This is a genomic window from Microbacterium testaceum (assembly GCF_029761935.1).
In the GTDB taxonomy this organism is placed as follows: Bacteria; Actinomycetota; Actinomycetes; order Actinomycetales; family Microbacteriaceae; genus Microbacterium; species Microbacterium testaceum_A.
In genome coordinates this window covers 1,569,150-1,586,655 of record NZ_CP121699.1, presented here as the reverse complement: position 1 = coordinate 1,586,655, position 17,506 = coordinate 1,569,150, and the positions used below count along the sequence as shown (strand labels likewise).

The window sequence follows — 17,506 nt, the reverse complement described above, 5'->3', positions numbered from 1 at the left end:
ATCCTCAGTGCTGGTAGGTGCCGTGCAGGATCGCCCGCCCCAGCGTCTTGAACGCCAGATTGAACGAGACGAAGGCCGGGGAGGCATCCGAGTCGACGCCGAGCGTCTCCTCGCCTACGGCGTGCACGACGAAGAAGTACCGGTGGGGCTGGTCGCCCTGCGGGGGAGCCGCCCCGAGGAACCCCTTCTCGCCGCCGTCGTTGCGAACGTGGAAGGCCGCGCCGGGGAGCTCTCCGGAAGCGGCGCCCGAGGCCACTTCGCGGACATCCGCCGGAACGTCGACCAGGACCCAGTGCCAGAAGCCGCTCGGGGTCGGCGCGTCGGGGTCGAAGCCCGTGATCACGAACGACTTGGTGCCCTCCGGGACCTCCGACCACGCCAGGTGCGGGGAGGTGTTGCCCTTGTCGGCGACCTGGTCGTCCTGCAGGGGCTGACCGTCGGCGATGTCGTGGCTGGTCACCGCGAAGGACGGCACGGATGAAAGGAGCGGGTACGGATCGGGGGTCTGCGGGCGGGAGAGATCGGCCATGCAGGCACGCTAGAACGGCCCGGTGGCCGGGGAGCAGGGCTTGCATCCCGGCCCGACGCCGGATAGCGCTCAGCCGTGCAGGCGGAGAAGAGAGTGCGCGGTCTCGCGGCACCCCTCGGGAGCAGGAAGGCCGTAGTCGTTCTCGACGACCGTCTGCAGCTCCGCGGCCAGTTCATCGACCGAGGGCCTTGTGTCGAGTGCCTCGAGGATCGGCAGGATCAGGTCGTCGTACTCGTCATCGGGCCAGCCCTGACCGATGTGGTGGACCCCGATGGGATCCCACTCGTTGAGGACGGCGCGGATGCGCAGGGCTACGGGCGACAATGACCGCGGCGGTGTGGACGTCTGCATAGGGTGAGTGTCGTCACCCTCTCTAGGTGCGCGCTGAGGATCGTCGATGCGTCCGGTGCGCGGCGTCCTCATCGCGCCGCCCGTGTGGGAGCGTGATCCGCCGATCGGTTTCACCCCACCCCGCCGGGTGGCGGGGCTGTGGGGTTTCAGATCCGCAAACCGGCACCGTCGCGATAGCGTCGGAAGGCGCCCGAGGGCGAGGGGGAACCCGCAATCCGTCGCCGGGGGGCGAAGTACAGGACGGAGTCGCCGTGAGTGACATCGACGAGCCTTCGGGCGCCGATCAGGCGCCCGTCGACCCCGCGGCACCGCGTCGCTCCGGGATCTCCCGCAGAGCCCTCGTGTTCGGCGGCATCGCCGTGGGCGGCCTCGCCGCGCTCGGCGGCGGCGCGCTCGTCTACCGCGAGATCCGTCGCTCAGCGCCGCCGGAGGGGACCTGGGTGAAACTCAGTCCCATCGTCCCGGTGCCCGAAGCCTCACCGCGGCCCGTGTCGCCGGCCTTCGAGGAGCCGGGAAGCGACACCACGGTGGCGGTCTGGGCGCACGCCGACGATGACATCATCTTCGCCAACCCGCACCTCGCCGGAATCATCGGCTCCGGTGCGACCCTGCGCACGATCTTCGTCACCGCCGGTGACGCCGGCCGCGGCCTCGATTACGCGAAGCAGCGCGAGGCCGGCATCCGGGCCGCGTACGACGAGATGCGCGGCAGCACGCAGCCGTGGAACACCGCCCAACTGACCCTCCGGAGCGGTGCACGCGTCACCCGATTCGTGCCGTCCGATGACCCGCGCCTGTCGATCACGGTGCTGCGCCTCCCCGACGGCAACCTCAGCGGAAAGGGGTTCGCGACCACGGGCGAAGCGGGACTCACCCAGCTCATCAACGGCACGGTCCCCGCGCTCGCCCCGATCGACGACGGGCCGACGCTCGACGCGAGCAGACTGGCCGAGACGGTCGCCGAGCTCATCCACGCGGGTCGCCCCGACCACATCACGACCAATATCCCGCACGAGAGCGCCTTCGCGCGCGGCGACCACCCCGACCACTCGTGCGTCGGCTCGCTCGTCCGCGCCGTCGCCCCCGTGTCGGGGATCGCCCCGGAAGCGGTCACGTACTACATCGGGTATCCCTCGCTGCACGAGCCGGTCAACGTCGAGGGCGACGCTCTCGATGCCAAGGTCGACGTGTACGCCACCTACGCCGCCCAGGACCCGGTGGTCACGTGCGACGGCGCCGCCGCCTGCCTCGCGCAGCCGGGGTTCGGGCAGTGGCTGCGTCGTTCGTACGGAAAGACCGAGGCCGAGCTGCGTCTCACCTGACGCCTCGCGGTTCGAGGCGGGTCAGCGTCGCGAAGCGGGAGAGCCCGCGCGCTCCGCGATGAGAGCGGCCTCGACCCGGGACGAGACCGACAACTTGCTCAGGATCGAGCTGACGTGGTCTTTGACCGTGGCGGAGCTCAAGTGCAGCCGGCGCCCGATCTCGGCATTGGAGTCTCCGGTGGGGAGGCACTCGAGCACGTCGCGCTCGCGCTCCGTCAGCAGAGCGACGCGGCGCGCGGAGTCGAGGTCGGGGCCGCCTGAGAACCCGTCGACGAGGGCCCGAGAGACCTCCGGAGAGAGCACGACGCCGCCGGCCGCGAGCGAGCGGACCATCGCGGCGAGGTGTTCCGGGTCGGTGTCCTTGACGAGGAAACCCGTCGCGCCCTCTCGCAGGGCTCTCGCGATCGACTCGTCCGCCGCGAACGTCGTGAGGATGCCGACCACGGGCGGATCGTCATCGCCTCGCACCTCGGCGAGGATCTCGAGGCCGGTGAGTCCCGGCATCCGGATGTCGAGGAGCACGACATCGGGGCGGAGCGCCCGGATCGCGTCGAGCGCGTCGGGGCCGTCGACGGCCGCGACGACCTCGATGTCGTCGGCGGCGTTGAGGATGAAGGCGAAGCCGGAGCGGACGAGGGCCTCATCGTCGACGACAACAACCCGGATCACGCCAGTCACTGTACGCCGATACGACGAAGCCGCCCCGCGGGATACGGGGCGGCAGGCCGGGACGAGGCACGATACGTGGGGCTCAGCGCCTCGCCCCGGGGTCGGGGAGAGGTCAGTCCTCCGAGACGGTGACGGTGACCTCGATGTTGCCGCGCGTCGCGTTCGAGTACGGGCAGACCTGGTGCGCCTCGTCGGCGAGCTGCTGAGCGAGCTCGGACTCGATGCCGGGCAGGACGACCTCGAGCAGGACGGCGAGCTGGTAGCCGCCCTGGCCATTGGGGCCGATGTGGACGCGGCCACCCACGGACGAGTCCGCGATGGCGACCTTGCGGGCGCGGGCCACGGAGTGCAGCGCGCTGTGGAAGCAGGCGGCGTATCCCGCGGCGAAGAGCTGCTCGGGGTTGGTGCCGGCGCCGGAGCCGCCGAGCTCCTTGGGGGGAGCGACGTCGAGGTCGAGGTAGGTGCCGGCGGTCACGTGGCCGAGGCGGCCCTGGCCGGTGGAGACGGCTTCGGCGGTGTAGAGAACGTCCATGGTGTTCCTTTCTGGGGACGGAGGGGGGTGCGGCCGTCAGGCCGGGTGGCGCGCCGCGTCGGCGTCGCGCACCTCGTCGGGGTGGTCTCGCAGGCCTTTCATAGCCTCGGTGAGCTGGTGCAGTGCGTCGATGAGCTCTCGGGCGCTGTCGGCGTCGGTGATCCCCGACCCCGCGGCGATGCACCGGGGGATGTGGGCGAGTTCGGTGCGCAACTCGGTGCCGCGGTCGGTGAGCGTGACGGACACCACGCGCTCGTCATCGGCGCGACGTGATCGGGTCAGATAGCCGGCGCTTTCCATGCGGGCGAGCATGGGGGAGAGAGTCCCGGAATCGAGCTGCAGGGCCTCGCCGAGACTGCCGACCGTCTGATCGCCGTCGTTCCAGAGCGTCACGAGGGCGATGTACTGCGGGTACGTGAGGTTCCACGGTTCGAGCAGCGCCCGATACGCCTGCGTGGTCGTGCGGTTGGCGGCGTAGAGCGCGAAGCACACGAGCTGATCGACGGCGGGCATGCGAAAACTATTGCACACAACTTAATTGCGCACAACTTAATCGAGAGGATCAGCCCCACGCCGACGATGTCAAGCCCTGACATCGAGCCCCGTCACGACGGAGCATGGGTCCCATGATCAGCCGCAGCGACGCGAGCGCATCCGCGCCCCCGGGGTTCCTCCCCGACGGGGACCGGGATTTGTTCGCCATCAACGGGCACCACTTCGACCTGGGCGGCCCGATCGCCCCGGTCGCCGGCGACCTCGCCTGACCACCACCCGTGCGGGCCGACGAGCTCGCGTCCTCGGCCCGCCCCGGGCGATCAGTCGGCGGTCGAGTCGTCGCGTTCCTCCGCGGGCTCGTCGACGGGATGCCGGGTCACCAGCAGCTCGGCCACCCGGCGACGATCCACCGCGCTCACCTTCAGTGTCGCGCCCTCGACCTCGACGACATCGCCGACGTGGGCCAGGCGGCCGAGTCGCTCGACCACGAAGCCGGCCACGGTGTCGGACGCCCCGCGCGGAAGCGGGACCCCCGTCGCCTCCTCGAAGTCCTGCAGGTTCAAACGCCCCTCGACGGTGCCGTGCTCTCCCTCGGACAGCGGCTGTTCGGCATCCGTGTCGTACTCGTCGAAGATCTCTCCCACGACCTCTTCGACGAGGTCTTCGAGGGTGACGATGCCGTCCGTCCCCCCGTACTCGTCGACGACGACCGCGATGTGGCTCCCTTCCGCGCGCATGGACGTGAGCGTCGGGAGGACGCGGGCGGTGGAGGGGATGTACCGGATCTCGCGCATGACGGCGCTGAGCGCGCGTTCGGGATCGTCGGTCAGGTCGCGGACGTGCACGAAACCCACGACGTCGTCGATCGTCTGCTCCGCGACCGGGTAGCGCGAGAAGGGGAGGTCGCGGATCTGCTCGTAGGCCTCGGCGACCGTGCCGCCGGCGTCGAGGGTCACCACTTCGGGGCGGGGCCGCATGACCTCGCTCACGTGGCGATCACGGAGCGAGAGCACGTCGTCGAGGATGCGCCGCTCGTCGGCGGGGAGTCCTTCGTGACTGGAGACGATGTCGCGGAGCTCTTCTTCGGTGAGTTCCTCGCCGGTCTTGTTCGGGTCGCCCCCGAGGAGGCGCACGAGCACGTTCGTCGAGATCGACAGCAACCAGATGACGGGGCGCATGAGCGTGGCGAAGCCGTTGAGGACCGGCGCGACCGCGTACGCGAACGCGGCGTTGCGCTGGATGGCGAGCCGCTTGGGGACCAGTTCGCCGAGAACCAGAGACAGGTACGCGATGACCAGGGTGAGGGCGATGGTCGCGACCGTGGCGGCGACCCCCTGCTCGAGACCGAGACCGGTGAACAACGGCGTGACCGAGGGGGCGATGGAAGAGGCCCCGTACGCCGCCGAGGCGAATCCGGCGACCGTCACGCCGATCTGCACGGCGGAGAGGAAGGTGTTGGGATTGCGCGCCAGATCGGCGACCTTCTGGCCGCGGCGACCGCGGGCCGCGAGGGCGTTCACCTGGCTCTCGCGCAAGGTGACGAGCGCCATCTCGGTGGCCGCGAACACCCCGCCGATCAGGACGAAGACGACGACCAGCACGATGTTGAGGACGAGATCGTTCATCGGCGCACCGCCCCGGCGGGTGAGAGAGCGTCGCCCGGGGTCACCCGGGCGCGTGGACTGTGGCCGTCGGCATCGGGGGCGTGGTTCATGCGCCGAGTGTAATGAGCGCCGCGCTCGCCACCGGGAGAGACCGGCGGGCTTGCGTCGATGCGCGGATTCTGCTCAGCCCACGCTGCCGTCGGCCGCCGAGACGCGCACCGTGACGCCGCCCGCGAGGTCGACGCTCCAGCGAGCGGTGGCGTCGTCCCGCTCGAGTTCGGCATCCTCGACGGCGCCGCCCGTGCCCTGGGCCGCGGCGATGCGGACGGCGTCGGCGAGGGTGGTGCTCGCCGCATCGAGCGCCGCGCGATCCTCGGCGTCGAGGGCCCCACCGTCCGAGGAGGAACGCACCGAACCTCCGTCGGCGCTCACGCGCACCTCGACCTCGCGATCGCCGGATGCCACGTGCACCTCCCACGCTCCGTCATCCGCCTCGAGCTGGATGGCTCGTCCGCCCGCGGTCGACTCGGCGGTCGTGATCGCGCGAACGGCTTCGCGATCGTTCGCGGCGGCACTCCCGGAGGTGTCGGAACCGCAGGCGGTCGCCACCAGGGCGACCGCGGCGATCAACAGGGCGGCGGCAGGAATGCGACTCGGGGCCATGGGGGAAGGCTAGTCAGTGGACGAGCGCCCTCCCGAGGTGTTGCGCGTCGACCGTGACCTGTGCGTAGCCCGGGCATATCAAGCGAGCCGCGAGTCGTCAACAGGTGCCGAACGTTCAGGTGGGACTCGAATCATGACGTCCATGAGCGAGATCACTGCACACCACGGACTTCTGACCGACATCGACCTCCACGTCGACGACACCGGCGGCTCGGGACGCCCTGTCGTCCTGATCCACGGTTGGCCCCTCTCGGGCGAGTCGTGGGCGCACCAGGTCCCCGCCCTCGAGGGCGCCGGATATCGGGTCGTGACCTATGACCGGCGCGGGTTCGGCCGCAGCGACAAGCCGCGCACCGGGTATGACTACGACACGTTCAGCAACGACCTCGAGGCGGTGCTGGAGGCCCTCGACCTGCGCGACGTCACGCTGGTCGGGTTCTCGATGGGAGGCGGCGAGGTCGCTCGTTACCTGACGCGTCACGGCTCCGACCGAGTGCACAGCGTCGTCTTCGCCGCGGCGGTTCCGCCCTACCTGGCCCAAACCGACGACAACCCGGAGGGGCCGCTCGACGACGCGACCGCCGACGGGATGAAGCAGGGGCTGAAGGGTGACGAGAAGGCCTTCTACCACCAGTTCACGACCGACTTCTTCTCGGTCGACGGCAAGCTCATGGTTTCGGAGGCCGACCGCGCGGAGGCCGAGCGCCTGGCGAACCAGGCCGACCACCACGCCGCGCTGAAGGCGATGGAGGCGTTCGCGACCACCGACTTCCGCGACGACCTGCCGAACGTGACGGTGCCCACCCTGGTCATCCACGGCGACAGCGACGCGACGGTCCCTTTCGAGGGCTCGGGTAAGCGGACCCACGAGGCGATCGCCGGGAGCGAGCTCTACGTCGTCGCGGGCGCTCCGCACGGAGTGAACGTCAGCCACGTCGACGAGTTCAACCGCGTGCTTCTCGACTTCCTGAAGCGCTGAAACCCGCCTCCGCTCACGCCCTCACCTGTCGCCCGCACTCGCGGAGGGCATGGGCGGATGCCATGATGCCCCGTCGCCGCATCGGTGACGGGGCATCACGGCGTTCGGGCGAGAAGTTCGAGCAAGCGGGTGAGGCGCTGGGTGACACTCCGCCCCCCCGGGGGTGGACCGAGCGCGATCGGTTCTGTTTGGTCATGGCATCCGGATGACGTAGTCTTGATTTTTGGTGCCTGCCTCTCTGCGAGCGGGTCACCCGAACGTGAGCCCTCCACCGGCCCTGTTCCATCGCCCTCAAGCGGTGAACGGACCACCGGAGCGGGATTCACGAACTCCTCCGTTCGATCAAGAAAGCAGCACTATTGTGACGCGCACTTTCACCCCCAAGGCCGCTGAGGTCACGCGCGAGTGGGTCGTTATCGACGCCACCGACGTCGTTCTCGGCCGTCTGGCCTCGCACGCGGCGGTCCTCCTCCGCGGCAAGCACAAGGCGACCTTCGCCAACCACATCGACTCCGGCGACTTCGTCATCGTGATCAACGCCGAAAAGGTGGCGCTCACGGGTCAGAAGCTCACCCAGAAGAAGGCGTACCGCCACTCGGGCTTCCCGGGCGGCCTCAAGTCCGTCACCTACGACGAACTCCTCGAGAAGAACCCCGTCCGCGCGGTCGAGAAGGCCATCCGCGGCATGCTGCCCAAGAACAGCCTCGGCGCGGCGCAGCTCAAGAAGCTCAAGGTGTACCGCGGCGCCGAGCACCCCCACGGTGCCCAGCAGCCCACGGCATACACCTTCGACCAGGTCGCCCAGTAAGCGCCGCCGGATAAGGACGAAACAGTGTCGAACATCGACTCCAGCAACTACAGCACCGAGACGCCGGCCGAGCAGTCGGCCGTCGCCACCGAGCGCCCCGTGCTCTCGGTTCCCGGCGCAGCCGTGGGCCGTCGCAAGCAGGCCATCGCCCGCGTGCGTCTCGTCCCCGGTTCGGGCACGATCACGGTCAACGGCCGCACGATCGAGGACTACTTCCCGAACAAGCTGCACCAGCAGCTGATCAACGACCCGTTCACGGTGCTCGAGCTCGCGGGCTCGTACGACGTGATCGCGCGCATCTCCGGTGGCGGCCCCTCGGGTCAGGCCGGCGCGCTGCGCCTGGGCATCGCCCGCGCGCTCAACGAGATCGACGCCGAGAACAACCGCCCGACCCTCAAGAAGGCCGGCTTCCTCTCGCGCGACGCTCGCGTCAAGGAGCGCAAGAAGGCCGGTCTCAAGAAGGCCCGCAAGGCGCCTCAGTACTCCAAGCGCTGAGTTCGAACCTCCGTATGCCTCTCTTTGGCACGGACGGGGTGCGGGGGCTGGCCAACGGCCTCCTCACCGCCGAACTTGCGCTGCACCTGGCCCAGGCGACTGCTGTCGTCCTGGGCCAGGGCCGTTCTGCGGAGGCGCGAAAGGCCGAGGGTCGTCGACTCACGGCCGTCGTCGCGCGCGACCCGCGCGTCTCGGGAGAGTTCCTCTCGGCCGCGGTCGCCGCAGGACTGGCCTCCTCGGGGGTCGACGTCCTCGACGCCGGCGTCATCCCCACCCCGGCGACCGCCTTCTTGATCGCCGATCACGACGCCGACTTCGGTGTGATGGTCTCGGCCTCCCACAACCCGGCGCCTGACAACGGCATCAAGATCTTCGCCCGTGGCGGGACGAAGCTCCCCGACATCGTCGAGCAGCGCATCGAGCGCGCCCTCGAGGGGGAGCGTCTGCAGCCCACCGGTGCCGGTGTCGGCCGCATCCGTCGCTTCGCCGACGCGGAAGACCGCTACGTGCTGCACCTCCTCGGGTCGCTGCCGCACCGTCTCGACGGCATCCACGTCGTCCTCGACTGCGCGCACGGCGCCGCGGCCGGGGTCTCTCCCGAGACCTTCAAGGACGCGGGCGCCCAGGTCACCGTGATCGGGGCCGAGCCCGACGGCCTGAACATCAACGACGGCGTGGGCTCCACGCACCTCGACGTGCTCGCTGAAGCCGTCGTCCGGCTGGGAGCCGACGTCGGCATCGCCCACGACGGCGACGCCGACCGCTGCCTCGCCGTGGACGCGCAGGGCAACATCGTCGACGGCGACCAGATCATGGCGATCCTCGCGGTCGCGATGAAGCAGCGCGGTGCGCTCGTCGACGACACGCTCGTCGCGACGGTGATGAGCAACCTCGGCCTGCACCGCGCCATGGAAGACCATGGCATCCGGGTCCTGCAGACCGGGGTCGGCGACCGCTACGTGCTCGAGGCCATGAACGAGGGCGGCTACTCCCTCGGCGGCGAGCAGTCGGGGCACGTCATCATGAGCGAGTTCGCGACCACCGGCGACGGGCTGTTGACCGGCCTCCACCTGGTGGCCGAGATGGCCCGCCAGGGTAAGACCCTCGCGGAACTCGCCTCGATCATGACCGTCTACCCGCAGGTGCTCGTCAACGTGCGCGGCGTCGACCGCGACGGGGTGAGCGACGAGGGCGTCCAGGAGGCGGTGGCCGTCTCGACCGCCGAACTCGGTGATTCGGGTCGCGTGCTGCTGCGCGCGTCCGGCACCGAGCCGCTCGTTCGCGTGATGGTCGAAGCGGCCGACGAACACACCGCACGGGCGCACGCCGACCGGCTCGCCGACGTCGTCCGGGAACGTCTGGCGCTGTAGGTCCCGTTCCCTTCGACAGGCTCAGGGTCCTCCGTTCATCGGAGCCCTGGGCCTTCGTCGTCTCAGTACTCGAGCGATTCGATGTAGCGCAACAGGACGCCCTCACGCAGGGCCCAGGGCGACACCTCGAGCTCCTCGACGTCGAGGGCTTTCATCGCGCGCTCGACGACGATCGCCGCGGCCACGATCTGGAAGGTGCGGTCGGCGGTGATGCCCGGCAGGGCTTCGCGCGCATCGGCGGGGATGCGGGCCAGGCGCGGAATCCAGTCCTTCAGCTCTCTGCGCGGGAGCACCATGCGATCGATCCCCGACCAGCCCGGCACGGGGTAGCCCGCCAACTTCGCGAGGGATCGGATCGCCTTCGACGACCCCACCACGTGATCGGGGCGGGGGAGCGCCGCAAATCGCTCGGCGACAGGAGCGAGGACGGATGCCGCATGCTGGCGGAGCGCATCGATCTCGTCGTCGCTCGGAGGATCGTGGGGCAGGAACTGCACGGTGGACCGCCCCGCTCCCAGCGGGACCGATTCGGCGAGGTCGGGGAGTTCGTCCGCGCCACCGGCGATCTCGAGGGATCCCCCACCGATGTCGAACAGAAGGATCTGTCCCGCCGACCACCCGAACCAGCGCCGGACCGCGAGGTAGGTGAACCGCGCCTCGGTCTCGCCGCCGAGCACCTGGAGCGGTTGTCCGAGCGCCTCCTCGATGAGAGCGATCACCTCGTCGCCGTTGGTCGCCTCCCGGACCGCGGAGGTCGCGGTGGCGAGCAACTCGTCGACCCCCTCGGCGCGAGCGCGATCGCGCGCGGCGGTCACGGCATCCACCAGTCCCTGCACACCCTCCGCCGAAATCGATCCGTCCGGCAGCAGATAACGCATGAGGCGGAGCACGGAACGGTGCGAGGTGGTGGCGGTGGGGCGCCCTCCCGCTCGGGCGTTCGCGACGAGCAGGTGGACGGTGTTCGAACCGATGTCGAGGACTCCCAAGCGCACGGTCCGAGCGTAGTGGCCGCGGTGCGCACGGCTCCGACCGCGGGGGAGGGCGACGCCCCGGGTAGCATGAGCGGGTGTCCGCAGCCGAGACCACCGCTCCCGCACCGTCGCTGAGCCCCTACCGTCAGATCGACCGCGACGACTGGGCTCGCATGGCCGGCGGGCTGACACAGCCGCTGACCGAGAACGAGATCGTCCAGTTGCGCGGGATCGGCGACCGGCTGGATCCGCGCGAAGTCGCCGAGGTCTACCTCCCCCTCAGCCGGCTGTTGAGCCTCTACGCCCGCGCCACGCGCCGCCTCGGCGCCGACACGAGCAGCTTCCTGGGCGAACCGGACGCCACGACCCCCTTCGTCATCGGGGTCGCGGGATCCGTGGCCGTCGGGAAGTCGACGATCGCGCGATTGCTGCGCGAGCTGATGAGCCGCTGGCCCGACACCCCTCGCGTCGAGCTGGTCACCACCGATGGGTTCCTCTACCCGAACGCGGAGCTCGAACGCCGCGGCCTCATGGACCGCAAGGGATTCCCCGAGTCGTATGACAGGCGGGCGCTCGTCGAGTTCCTCAGCGAGGTGAAGTCCGGTGCCGAGGAGGCGCGCGCGCCCTTCTACTCGCATGTGCGATACGACATCATGCCGGACGCGCACGTGACCGTGCATCGGCCGGACGTGGTCATCGTCGAGGGCCTGAACGTGCTCCAGCCGCCGCCGTCTCCGAACGAGGTCGCGGTGAGCGACCTCTTCGACTTCTCGATCTACGTCGACGCGGACGCCGCGCACATCGAGCGGTGGTACGTGGACCGGTTCCTCGCGCTCCGAGACAACGCCTTCACCAACCCGACGTCGTTCTTCCGCGTCTTCGCCGACATCAGCGATGAAGAGGCCGTCGAGCGAGCGCTCGGATACTGGCGCGAGATCAACCTCCCGAACCTCGAAGAGAACGTGCTTCCGACGCGACACCGCGCGAAGCTCGTGCTGCAGAAGGGTGCGGATCACACCGTCGAAACGGTCCTGCTCCGCAAGCTCTGAGGTGCCCGCCGTGGTGCGGGCACGGTAGTGAGTCGGTATACCGAGGGCCACCGGTATCGGTGGCGACGGCGAGTTGCGCGCGGCCGGTTGCGCGTCGATCCGGGCGGTTCTCGAGAGTGGTCGCATGCCCGTCGAGGTCGGTACTACCGGGAGCGCGGACCCGTACCGATCCCCGTAGCTCAGCAGGTTCTCAGGTTTCTCATAGCCCCCTTGAATGTCCCGTACGGCTGTCGGAAGGCCGCAGAGGGCGTCGCACACGCGCGTCCCGAGCACCACGTACAGGAGTGTTTTCATGGATCACGAGAATCAGGGGACGTCGGGCTTCTCGCCCGGGCGGACCGCCACGCGCAGACGGAGCGGGGTCTGGACCCGTTCTCGCATCGGACGGGCCTCCGTCAAGACGGCCGCAGCGGTAGGGGCCGCTTCCCTGACCCTGTTCGGCGGCGTGACCGCCGCGAACGCCGCCCCCGGTGACCTATCGAACGCCTCGGGCACGTTCTTGGGCGGGTCGATCCTCACCCTCGTCGACCTCGACGACCTGGCGCAGCTCCAGGGCGCGGTCGCCACCAACGCCGGGTCCGTCCCGACGGTGACCGACCAGAACACCCTCGACCTCACGGCCCTCGACGTGATCAACGTCACCGTGCCCGGCGGCATCCAGGTTCCCATCGACTTCGGATCGCTCGGCGTCGTCGGCCAGTACGCGAGCGCGGATCCCGATGGCTCGTCGGTCGGGGCCTCGGGCGCCGTGGGCGACGGCGGCGTCATCGGTACCGGCGGCCCGGCGACCGGCCCGCTGAGCATCAGTCTGGGCGGCGCGGTCGATTCCCTCGCGGGATCCCTGGCCGCTGAGCTCGTCGACGAGATCGCCGCCGTGGATCTGACCCTGGGCGCCGTCTCGGCGAGGGCGTCGCAGGACGCTCCCGACGACGCGACGAGCAGCTACACGATCGCGGGCGGTCAGCTCGTCGTCGACAGCGCGACGCTGTCGACCTTGACCGCGGAGCTGAACACCGCGGTGGCCGGCCTCCAGAACTCGCTCGACGGGGTGGACGGTCTGGTCAACACCGCTGTGGGCAGCGCCCTCGGACTCCTCGGCGTGCAGGCGAACCTGGAGGTGGGCACGACCAGCCTGACCGACGCGATCAGCGGTCTCCTGACCGGCCAGATCACCTCGGACGACTACCCGGGCGTGGTGATCGATCTGGGAACGGGCGAGATCACGGTCGACCTCGACGAGATCACCGGGCTGAACGACCTCCCCGCGGGAACGGAACTGCTCGGTTCGCAGACCCTTCCCTACATCCAGGACGCCGTCGTGGACGCCGTCAGCGGTCTCGCCGACCGGATCGATACGGCAGTCCTGAACGCCGTGCGCGGTCTCTCGGTCCTCGGCGGGGTCGTCATCCCGCCGACCCTGATCACCCCGCAGATCCCGGTCCTCAGCGTGAACACCACCATCGGGCAACTGCTCGACGGGAACACCTCCGGGATCCAGGTGCTGGGCGGAATCACCCTTCCGGTCGGCCTCGGTGTCGTGGCGGGCGCGATCCTCGCTCCGGTGCAAACCGTGATCGGGAACGTCGGCGCTGCGGTCGACACGACCGTCACCCCGGTGACGACGCTGCTCTCGCCCGCGCTGGGCGCCGTGCTCCCCGCCGTCGCGAGCGTGACCGTCAACAACCAGTCGACGACTGCCGAGGGTGTCTTTTCGATCACCGGGGCCATCGTGACGGTCCTGCCGGGTTCGGCGGCCACGACGATCGAACTGGCGAACGCCACCGTCGGACCGAACGCGCTCGATGAGAACGCCGACGTGACGATCACCGCTCCCGAAAGCGGCGACGAGTTCGTCGTTCCCGGTGCCGACGACGTCTCGGACGTGACCGTCTCCGGAACCGGCGAGCCCGAGGCCGTGATCACGGTCTCGATCCCCGGTCAGGAGGATCAGGACGCCACGGTCACCCCCGAGGGCACCTGGACGGTCACGTTCCCCGACCTCCCGGTCGGCGACTACACGGCCACCGCGACTCAGGATGCCGACGGCACCACCGCGACCGTCGACTTCTCGGTCATCGAGGCCCCGGACGTGGTCATCACCGCTCCGACCCCCGACCAGATCATCGTCGTCCCCGGGGCCGACGACACCTCGGACGTGATCGTCACCGGAACCGGCTACGCGGGTTCGGATGTCGACGTCGAGGTCGGCGGCTCCACCCAGACGGTCACCGTGACCGCGGAGGGAACCTGGACGGCGACGTTCCCGGGTCTGCCCATCGGCGATTACTCGGTGACCGCGACGCAGGAGTTCGACGGGTCGATCGACACCGTCGACTTCTCGATCGCCGAGACGCCCGATGTCGTGATCGAGGAGCCCGCTGACGGAACAGAGATCGCGGTCGGCACTGCTGAGGGTGTCACCACGGTGACCGTCTCGGGAACGGCTTCGCCGGGGGCGACCGTCACGGTCGAGCTCGACAACGGCGCCGTCGAGACGACGACCGCAGCCCCGGACGGTACCTGGAACGTGGTGTTCGACGGTCTGCCGATCGCCGACTACACGGCGACGGCGACTCAGGATGCCGACGACTCGGTCGACACCGTCGCGTTCAGCGTCGTGCTCGCCGAGGCCGTCGACATCACGGCACCCATCGCCGGCACGGAGTACGAGGTCGGAGAGCCGGATGCCACGCGCTCGGTGACCGTGACCGGTTCCGGCCAGGCCGGCGCCGAGATCGCCGTCTCGATCCCGACCCTGGGCGCGCAGACGACGACCGTCTCGGGCCTCGGCCTCTGGTCGGTCTCGTTCGCGGAGGTTCCGGTGGGCGACTTCACGGTGACCGCGATCCAGGACATCGACGGCTCGGTCGACACGACGTCGTTCTCGGTGACCGCGGTCGCGGCTGACGCCGACGCGGACGCTGATGCGATGGATGCTGACGCGGCTGATGCTGACGCCGTGGACGCTGATGCGATGGATGCTGACGCCGTGGATGCTGACGCGATGGATGCGGACGCCACGGACGCTGACGCTGACGCTGTGGACGCTGACGCCGTGGACGCCGATGCGACCGATGCTGACGCGACGGACACCGACGCAGCCGATGCTGACGCGACGGACGCCGACGCAGCCGATGCAGACGCCGTGGACGCTGACGCTGACGCTGTGGACGCTGACGCCGTGGACGCCGATGCGACCGACGCTGACGCAACCGACACCGACGCAGCCGATGCTGACGCCGTGGACGCTGACGCTGCGGACGCCGACGCTGTGGATGCTGACGCGACCGACGCTGACGCGACGGACGCCGACGCCGTGGACGCCGACGCGACCGACGGCGACGTCACCACGCAGGCGCGTGCCGATGTGCTGCTGCCGCAGATCGTGCGCGGCACCGGGGTCAGCCAGACCGTGGTCGTCCAGGGCTTCCAGCCCGGCGAGACGGTCTCGGCGACGGTGAACTCCACTCCGTTCGAGCTCACGCCCGTGATCGCTGACGGCGCGGGTACGGCGCGCATGACCTTCGCGGTCGGCGCCGACTTCGAGCTCGGCGCACACCGGGTCGAGGTGCGCGGTTCGGTCACGGGTGAACTCCCGGCTGATCGGGAGAACACCGCCTTCACCGTCACGGCGCAGCCCGCCGCAGCGGGGACCGGCGGGGGCTCCTCGCTCCCGGGGACCGGCAGGGGCTCGTCACTCCCGGCCACCGGTCTGGATCTCGACGGTCCTCTGGTCGGCGGCGTGGCTGCGGCACTGATCCTCGCGGGTGCGACTCTGTGGACCCTGCGTCGACGGAGCGCCAGCGGAGAGCAGCGCTGACGATGACCACCACGGCGGAGGAGGCCCCCGAAGCGGGGGTGTCGGAGGGGCCTTCCTCCGCCCGGCGGTCGGGTGGGGTCATGGCGGCGGTCGCCGCCGCCATGACCCTCGCCATCGTCCTCGGCTACGCCTTCGTGGCGGTGTCGTTCACGATCCCCTCGAGCCCGACGCGTCCCGCCGTGTCGGCCGCCTTCGCCCCATACTTCCAGCAACGGTGGAACGTGTTCGCTCCGAACATCATGAAGGTGAACCGCTCGCTCCAGATCCAGGTGCAGTGGCGGGAGGATGGCGAGCTCCAGCGCAGCGAATGGGTCGACGTCACCGACGCGGAGTTCTCCGCGGCGCGCGGCATCCCGACTCCGTCGCGGATCTCGAAGAACAGCTTCAACGCCGCTCAGACCTACCTGACGCGGTACCAGGCGCTCAGCGCCGACCAGAGGGATCGCGTCCGCGACACCTTCATCCGCCGCGTCAACGACGGCGCCTTCGCGCCGATGGACCCGTCGGCGTTGCTCGAGGAGCTCGACGATCTCGGGGGCAGCCGCGCCGCTCTGGTGAGCTACCTGCGGTACGACTACATGCTCGTGCGCTTCTCGTCCGCCTTCGGCAGTGCGTACTTCGACCACGACGTGGAGCGCGTCCGGTGGCGCATCGAGCACGATCGGCCCAACGACTTCACCCACCGCTTCGACACGAAGCGCCAGACGGAACCCTCGTACACGACGTTCGGGTGGCGGCAACCTGCGGTCGAGCCGTCGGATGAGGTGCAGGCCATCTACGACGAGGTCATCGAGAGGTACACGGGACGATGAGCCGATCGGCATCCGTCGACGACGAGAAGACCATCGCGACGACCGGCCGGCGAGACCGCGTCGCGCTTTCGACGCTGTGGCCGCGCCTGCAGCTCTGGCTGACCGGGCGGAAGCATTCGACGATCGGCTTCTCCGTCCTCCGCGTGCTCTTCGGCGTCGCGATGCTGATCGTCCTGGTGCCGAGCTACGCCGACCGCCACTACCTCTGGGGCGCCGGAGCCTGGTGGGTCGACCCCGAAGCCAACCGGCGAGGGTGGTGGGAACCGCTGCGGATGCTCTTCCCGAAAGACAACGCGGTGGTCTTCGACCTCTCGTTCCACGTGCTGCTGGCCCTCGCCGTCCTGTTCGTCGTGGGGTTCCGGACGCGGTGGGTGACCCCGCTCCTGCTCGTGTTCTGGGTGGGGCTCTCGACCAACAGCACGCTGCTCGGCAACGGCGGAGACACGCTCATGCGGATCGTGCTCTTCTTCGTCGTCTTCGCCGACCTGAGTCGGCACTTCTCGGTGGATGCGTGGATGCGCCGGCGCCGCGGCATCCGGCCCTCCCGTCTTTCCGGACGGATGCCGACATGGGTGCCGCCGTGGCTGGCGATCTGGGCCCACAACACGGTGCTCATCCTCTGCGTGTTCCAGATCCTGCTCGTCTACCTCGTCTCGAGCGTGTTGAAGTTCCAGGGGGAGGAATGGCTGGACGGGACGGCGATCTACTACGCGCTGAGCATCGAGCAGTTCCACGTCCTCCCCGCCCTCAGCCAGCTCGCCTGGCAGTCGGCGCCCGTCGTGGCGCTCGCGACCTGGACCGCGCTCTGGGTGCAGATGCTGTTCCCGGTGCTCATCCTGTGGAAGCCGACGCGCTACGCGGCGGTGTTCGTCATCACCGGAATGCACCTGAGCATCGCGATCCTGCTGGGGCTGTGGCCGTTCTCGCTCGCGATGATCGCCCTCGACCTGCTCCTCGTCCGCGACGAGTCATGGATCAGGCTGGGTTCGCGCCTCGGCTCGGTGCGGAGGGGTTTGCTCAGCCCCGCCACGTAGAAT

General features: G+C 69.6%; 18 protein-coding genes. 10 read left to right on the top strand and 8 right to left on the bottom strand.

Translation table 11 applies throughout. The features are described from left to right. Positions 1 to 4 precede the first annotated feature (4 nt). Together QBE02_RS07715 and QBE02_RS07710 are read right to left on the bottom strand one after the other, a co-directional pair. A complete protein-coding gene (locus QBE02_RS07715) occupies positions 5 to 529 on the bottom strand; it encodes a YbhB/YbcL family Raf kinase inhibitor-like protein (protein ID WP_279367775.1) in 525 nt (174 codons plus the stop codon). A 69-nt stretch (positions 530 to 598) separates the two neighbouring features. Then, positions 599 to 880, bottom strand: coding sequence for a hypothetical protein (locus tag QBE02_RS07710; protein ID WP_279367774.1), 282 nt, complete (start codon positions 878 to 880; stop codon positions 599 to 601). Between the two features lie 251 nt (positions 881 to 1,131). Here QBE02_RS07710 and QBE02_RS07705 point away from each other — a divergent pair, with 251 nt between their 5' ends. Beyond that, on the top strand, positions 1,132 to 2,202 hold the full coding sequence (locus QBE02_RS07705; RefSeq protein WP_268103288.1) for a PIG-L family deacetylase: 1,071 nt from the start codon (positions 1,132 to 1,134) through the stop codon (positions 2,200 to 2,202). Between the two features lie 21 nt (positions 2,203 to 2,223). Here the strand turns inward: QBE02_RS07705 and QBE02_RS07700 are convergent, their stop codons facing one another. The 3 genes from QBE02_RS07700 to QBE02_RS07690 form a co-directional block, all read right to left on the bottom strand. Continuing rightward, complete coding sequence (locus tag QBE02_RS07700) at positions 2,224 to 2,871, bottom strand: response regulator (protein WP_074696474.1); 648 nt, start codon at positions 2,869 to 2,871, stop codon at positions 2,224 to 2,226. Between the two features lie 112 nt (positions 2,872 to 2,983). Beyond that, the gene (locus QBE02_RS07695; RefSeq protein WP_056226410.1) at positions 2,984 to 3,403 is read right to left on the bottom strand and encodes an organic hydroperoxide resistance protein; all 420 of its coding nucleotides are present in this window, start codon (positions 3,401 to 3,403) and stop codon (positions 2,984 to 2,986) included. A gap of 36 nt (positions 3,404 to 3,439) precedes the next feature. Next, entirely contained in the window at positions 3,440 to 3,916 is a 477-nt protein-coding gene (locus QBE02_RS07690) for a MarR family winged helix-turn-helix transcriptional regulator (RefSeq protein WP_279367773.1), read from the bottom strand. Between the two features lie 113 nt (positions 3,917 to 4,029). Between QBE02_RS07690 and QBE02_RS07685 the strand changes: the two genes are divergently transcribed. Further along, positions 4,030 to 4,167 (top strand): hypothetical protein, encoded by a 138-nt coding sequence (locus QBE02_RS07685; RefSeq protein WP_176786380.1) that lies wholly within the window; start codon positions 4,030 to 4,032, stop codon positions 4,165 to 4,167. A 51-nt stretch (positions 4,168 to 4,218) separates the two neighbouring features. Here the strand turns inward: QBE02_RS07685 and QBE02_RS07680 are convergent, their stop codons facing one another. Then, complete coding sequence (locus tag QBE02_RS07680; RefSeq protein ID WP_279367772.1) at positions 4,219 to 5,523, bottom strand: hemolysin family protein; 1,305 nt, start codon at positions 5,521 to 5,523, stop codon at positions 4,219 to 4,221. A gap of 162 nt (positions 5,524 to 5,685) precedes the next feature. Continuing rightward, entirely contained in the window at positions 5,686 to 6,165 is a 480-nt protein-coding gene (locus QBE02_RS07675; RefSeq protein WP_279367771.1) for a PepSY domain-containing protein, read from the bottom strand. 142 nt (positions 6,166 to 6,307) lie between these two features. Here QBE02_RS07675 and QBE02_RS07670 point away from each other — a divergent pair, with 142 nt between their 5' ends. From QBE02_RS07670 to glmM, 4 genes are all read left to right on the top strand, one after another. Then, positions 6,308 to 7,144: an alpha/beta fold hydrolase gene (locus QBE02_RS07670; RefSeq protein WP_279367770.1), complete on the top strand. Its 837-nt coding sequence runs from the start codon at positions 6,308 to 6,310 to the stop codon at positions 7,142 to 7,144. Positions 7,145 to 7,505: 361 nt separating this feature from the next. Continuing rightward, complete coding sequence (rplM, locus tag QBE02_RS07665; protein WP_094734663.1) at positions 7,506 to 7,952, top strand: 50S ribosomal protein L13; 447 nt, start codon at positions 7,506 to 7,508, stop codon at positions 7,950 to 7,952. A 24-nt stretch (positions 7,953 to 7,976) separates the two neighbouring features. Continuing rightward, the gene (gene rpsI, locus QBE02_RS07660; RefSeq protein WP_074696481.1) at positions 7,977 to 8,447 is read left to right on the top strand and encodes a 30S ribosomal protein S9; all 471 of its coding nucleotides are present in this window, start codon (positions 7,977 to 7,979) and stop codon (positions 8,445 to 8,447) included. A 14-nt stretch (positions 8,448 to 8,461) separates the two neighbouring features. Then, complete coding sequence (gene glmM, locus QBE02_RS07655; protein WP_279367769.1) at positions 8,462 to 9,817, top strand: phosphoglucosamine mutase; 1,356 nt, start codon at positions 8,462 to 8,464, stop codon at positions 9,815 to 9,817. Positions 9,818 to 9,879: 62 nt separating this feature from the next. Here the strand turns inward: glmM and QBE02_RS07650 are convergent, their stop codons facing one another. After that, entirely contained in the window at positions 9,880 to 10,809 is a 930-nt protein-coding gene (locus QBE02_RS07650; protein WP_056226429.1) for a Ppx/GppA phosphatase family protein, read from the bottom strand. A gap of 74 nt (positions 10,810 to 10,883) precedes the next feature. Here QBE02_RS07650 and coaA point away from each other — a divergent pair, with 74 nt between their 5' ends. From coaA to QBE02_RS07630, 4 genes are all read left to right on the top strand, one after another. Continuing rightward, on the top strand, positions 10,884 to 11,837 hold the full coding sequence (gene coaA / locus QBE02_RS07645) for a type I pantothenate kinase (RefSeq protein ID WP_056226432.1): 954 nt from the start codon (positions 10,884 to 10,886) through the stop codon (positions 11,835 to 11,837). A gap of 445 nt (positions 11,838 to 12,282) precedes the next feature. Continuing rightward, on the top strand, positions 12,283 to 15,657 hold the full coding sequence (locus QBE02_RS07640) for a choice-of-anchor G family protein (RefSeq protein ID WP_279367768.1): 3,375 nt from the start codon (positions 12,283 to 12,285) through the stop codon (positions 15,655 to 15,657). Between the two features lie 2 nt (positions 15,658 to 15,659). Further along, entirely contained in the window at positions 15,660 to 16,469 is an 810-nt protein-coding gene (locus QBE02_RS07635) for a DUF5819 family protein (protein WP_279367767.1), read from the top strand. Continuing rightward, a complete protein-coding gene (locus tag QBE02_RS07630; protein WP_279367766.1) occupies positions 16,466 to 17,503 on the top strand; it encodes an HTTM domain-containing protein in 1,038 nt (345 codons plus the stop codon). Before QBE02_RS07635 ends, QBE02_RS07630 begins: the two co-directional genes overlap by 4 nt. Positions 17,504 to 17,506: the final 3 nt, after the last annotated feature.